The organism is Paenibacillus pseudetheri (assembly GCF_924513355.1).
Taxonomy (GTDB): Bacteria; Bacillota; Bacilli; order Paenibacillales; family Paenibacillaceae; genus Paenibacillus_AQ; species Paenibacillus_AQ pseudetheri.
Genome location: NZ_CAKMAB010000079.1, coordinates 1 through 4,406, shown reverse-complemented (window position 1 = coordinate 4,406; position 4,406 = coordinate 1). Strand labels below are relative to the sequence as shown.

The 4,406-nt window shown below is 37.4% G+C and carries 5 protein-coding genes; all 5 read left to right on the top strand.

Annotated features, from left to right (window positions below; genetic code table 11):
- Positions 1-215 precede the first annotated feature (215 nt).
- The 5 genes from L1028_RS30760 to L1028_RS30740 all read left to right on the top strand — a co-directional run bounded on the left by L1028_RS30760 (position 216) and on the right by L1028_RS30740 (position 4,103).
- Positions 216-983, top strand: a complete 768-nt coding sequence (locus L1028_RS30760) for a nucleotidyltransferase domain-containing protein (protein WP_234541946.1) — start codon at positions 216-218, stop codon at positions 981-983.
- Between the two features lie 266 nt (positions 984-1,249).
- The gene (locus tag L1028_RS30755; RefSeq protein WP_234541945.1) at positions 1,250-1,498 is read left to right on the top strand and encodes a hypothetical protein; all 249 of its coding nucleotides are present in this window, start codon (positions 1,250-1,252) and stop codon (positions 1,496-1,498) included.
- A 159-nt stretch (positions 1,499-1,657) separates the two neighbouring features.
- The gene (locus L1028_RS30750) at positions 1,658-2,134 is read left to right on the top strand and encodes a hypothetical protein (RefSeq protein ID WP_234541944.1); all 477 of its coding nucleotides are present in this window, start codon (positions 1,658-1,660) and stop codon (positions 2,132-2,134) included.
- A 542-nt stretch (positions 2,135-2,676) separates the two neighbouring features.
- Positions 2,677-3,492 (top strand): ankyrin repeat domain-containing protein, encoded by an 816-nt coding sequence (locus L1028_RS30745; RefSeq protein WP_234541943.1) that lies wholly within the window; start codon positions 2,677-2,679, stop codon positions 3,490-3,492.
- Between the two features lie 137 nt (positions 3,493-3,629).
- A complete protein-coding gene (locus tag L1028_RS30740) occupies positions 3,630-4,103 on the top strand; it encodes a GNAT family N-acetyltransferase (protein WP_234541942.1) in 474 nt (157 codons plus the stop codon).
- Positions 4,104-4,406 lie beyond the last annotated feature (303 nt).

Here is a 4,406-nt window from a genome sequence, read left to right as displayed (position 1 = left end):
GGGATCCGACTCCCACGGGCAGAAACGTTCGATCCCCGGCTACCGCTATCTTACGACCACACAAAAATGAGGTCCACCAGAAAGATCTGGTGACCTCATAATACGAAAGGGCAGGATAGTTGAATGATTTCGCGAATAACTTAAGTCATGACGAATTTACGAAGTTGGCAAAAAGACGTCAGCCGAAAGAAGTTCTTAGTTTAGGAGGAGTCTATATGATATTAGAAAAAGTTATAAATAGAATTGTAATACAAAGTGAATATAAGGATTTTGTTGATAAGTATATAGATAATATACTTACCGAATTTAAAGGTAAGATTCATAGCATTTATATGTGTGGCTCGATTCCAAAAGGAACTGCTAAACCTTTTAAGTCAGATGCAGACTTTACTATTGTATGTGTAAATCCCAAAGATATTGATTACGAAAGATTGTCAAATATTAAAGACAGGCTTTTGGAAGAATATCCAGTAGTAACTAAGATTGATACGATAATTTGCTCGATTGACGATGTATTAAGTAAACCAAATGAGTGGGGTTTTTGGGTAAAGATAATTTGTGTTTGCATATATGGTCATGACGTTGGTGAAAAAGTACCACCGATAATTATTTCTCCAAAGTTCATTTTAGACTTAAATACAGAGACCAAGGAGGAAGTAGATCATATACATAGTTTACTTTCTAATGCTAGTGATAACACAATGAAAACTAGATATATTAAAGGTTACTCTAAGAGATTAATTCGTGCATTATACTCTTTGGTTTTAGAAGATACAGGTGTATGGCAAGATGACATTATTAAGATGAAGAATGCCATATTAAACTATTGTGAGATTGACTCCGCTTTAGTTGATTATCTGTATGCTTGTTACTTGGATAGTAATGTACTTGTTGAAGAGTTTCTGGGAATTGCAGATGAAGTATATAGTTATTTTGAGAACGCCTTAAATGCAATGGCTGCTTCCAGAACTTCCTTCGGCTAACACCATATTGACGCTCCGGGTCACTCTGAGAAGCGAGTGACCACATCCAGCCCCCTAAGCCCGTCGGGACGTCACTGCGTTAGGTGTTCGGCAAGCCTCACAACTATAAGCAGCTACTCTAATTAAAATATAAGACTATTGAGCTAACGGGACACTATAGTTGAGGAGCTTGCCATGCTACAGCTCCTTTTTCGTTTGTTGAAGTAACTGGCAGTTTTAGCGTAATGGTAAGATGATGATAAAAGAATATTCGATGGGGTACTGAAATGAGAATGTATGCTCTTCTTACAGAACCAATTGGAAAGATAAGAAAGGTAATGATTTATGAATCTAAGAATGGTGTTTATGTATTTTTATTTGATACCCATGAAAATATAGGTTGCTATGCGGATCATTGGTATGTAGTAATAGAAGATGCAATGGACTATTGCATTGAGGAGCTCAACATAGACGAGGGTCAGTGGGTTATTATAAACGACCCAAAAGATGGAGAGCAACACGATATTATTTACTAAACCTCAGCTCCAAATCATTCAACGAACGGGAAACGATAGCACAAAGATGCAGGGCTGCCGGCATGAACGGCAGCCTGTCCGGCTAACGTGCAGATGGCATTGGCTCTTGAACGAAAAACCGGGATAATTAAAACTAAAAGCAGGAAGGAAGAGGCAGAAATGAACCCTCTGGATTACATTGAATATTTGGGACACAGCAGCGTTTACCCTCCTTTGGTCGATCAGCTTTCGCGGGACAAGATAACTTGGCGGCCGACTGTGCGGAGGAATCTTGATACGACCTATTTTGTGAGTGGAGAGGGTGTAGTTCTCCATTTCGATATTGGCGCTGAAAACAACGGTATCACCAAGAAAAGCGAGGGTGATTATATATTTGACGAATTAACAATGACGATCATGGAAGAAAATAAGAAACATGGAAAATATAACGGTCCGCTTCCCTATGGATTGTTACAAAGTGATTTAAGAGCCCAGATCGAAGCTAAGCTAGGTACACCCACGAGGAGAGCAGAGGAATTGGATAACTACTATTTGGATGGCCTCGTGTGGACAGCAGCCTTTGAAGGCGAAACGTTTCAATTCCTGAAGTTGGCTGTTCCAACAAATGGCAAACGAAAATATGGTCTCTGCCCATGATGCATTGCCGCAACACTCGAAGGCGTAGGAACAATTGAAGTATGTGAAGATAAGTTTTATAGAAATATTCCCCAGTAAACTTGGTCATGAAATTCGTACAAAACTTAGGAGTATTTCATTAAGCTAACGAACGGGGAACTATAGTTGAACAAACAAGGAGCAGTATGCTACGGCAGCTACTCCTTTCCTTTATTAAGTGGAGTCGCCACAATACATAAGAGGAAAAGGCCAAATGCTAACGAATGTTTCTATGAGATTGGATATTTGCGAATTTCGTGTAATACGTTAGACGTAATTACCTAACCCTTGTAGATGCATGAGAAGAGGCGCAACATCAAATAACATCGCATTCACACTGCGGTCCAGCAAGTTGTCCTTGGATCCGCCCGATGGATTTCGAAGAAGAATGCGCCGGTGGGCACATCCCACCGGCTAAGTGGCGTTGGTGCCACTGGTACTAGTGACCTTAAGCCGCTGTGATGTCGTGAATGCAACAACGTTATAGAAACTCTTGCAATATATGATTCGAGAGGAAGTTTAGTATGACAAAAATGATAATTGAAGAAACTTTACATTCTGCTTGTTACAACCAAAATAAAGATTTGGTTCAAAAACTATTGATTAATGTTAAGCCTAATATACTCAATAAAAAACTTACTGACTATTCAAATCCAATCCAAGGGACTCCGTTACAAATTTGCTGCAAAAACGGAAATCTGGATATTGTGAAACTTTTAATTGAAGCAGGGGCAGACAAGGAAATTAAAGATGTCGGAAGACAAACGCCTTTATCAATTGCTATTACTAACAACCACTACGATATAACCAAATATTTAATTGAAGAAGGAGCAGACATTCATTCTAAAGGCCATAACAATCTTCAACCAATTCATTTTGCATGTGCTCTCGGAAGTAGGAAGATAATTGAATTACTATTATCCAGGGGCGTAGATATAAATCAAGTTGACGGTCTAAAAAGCTCTCTACTTGATTTTACAACGAATCTTGATGGAGGGAATTTAGAAGCGACTAAAACACTAGTAGAAAATGGAATCGATAAAAAGTATTTTTCAACAGCGTTTAAGTGGGCTTGTTGGAGAAATAATCTCAAAATAGCTGAATACTTATTAGCAAATGGGGCGGATTACAAAAGTGAGACAACCCCTAAATCAGAGTTGTTGTTTTGGATTTGCAGTTTAGGATATAAGGAGATAGTTCAACTATTATTAGAACAAGGTGTTGACTTTAAAACACTCGTAAAATTTAAAGGAAAAGTATCATCTTATAATGGAAGCCCTTTGGACAGAGCTATTGAAACAAACCAAATCGAAATCGTAAATTTGATTAATTCTAACTAGAAATAGGAGTTTATATAGTGTTCATGGGATCATGGGATCTTTGTATTGAACTAACGGGCAGATTAGTTCAATAAATAATGGTAGAATTATGTAAATATAAGAGTAGCTATTTGTTGCTAATCAATGAGAGAGGATTGATGATGATGTTTGAAATATTCATTAAAGAGATCACAAAAGAAAACTGGGAGGAAGCATTTAAACTTTCAGTTAATGAAGATCAAAAAACATTTGTTCCAACTGTTGCAGAATCACTAGCAGTTGCATATATAAAACCTTGGGACGAGGCATTAGACCCGTATGTTTTATATAATAATAACAAGATAATTGGATCGTTTTATATTTCTTATACACCAAATAGTGAGGATAATTATTGGATTGGGGGATTTCAAATTGATAAGGAATACCAAGGGAAAGGCTATGGTAAACGTTCTCTAAATAAAATTATTGATTTTATACAAATCAAACATGCTAAATGCAAAATCATATCTTTAACAGTGGAAAAAGAAAACGAACAAGCTATTCGCTTATACGAAAGTGCAGGATTTAAAAGTCAAAATAGGATGAATAATGATAACCAACCTATATATAAGTTAACATTAGATAATAAATGAGGGTTGTAAGTTCGTTAAGCTCCCATGGAAGAACGCAATTACTTCCATAATCTGTGGTGTCGCGTGAGCAACATGGATGGCTAACGGGACACGATAGTTGAATAACAAACCTTTGTTGAGCAGGCTGCTTAAGCCTGCTTGTTTTATTGAACTATACCAGCTAATAGGCTGTCAATATTTAATAATAAATGAACGGAATGAAGGATGTTATACTGGAAAAAGGGTACAACAAATAACCGTCCCACAATATTTGGGAAGGGTTTCCTCAATGTCTAAGGCTTGCTAATTCAGTCCAAGCGGAAA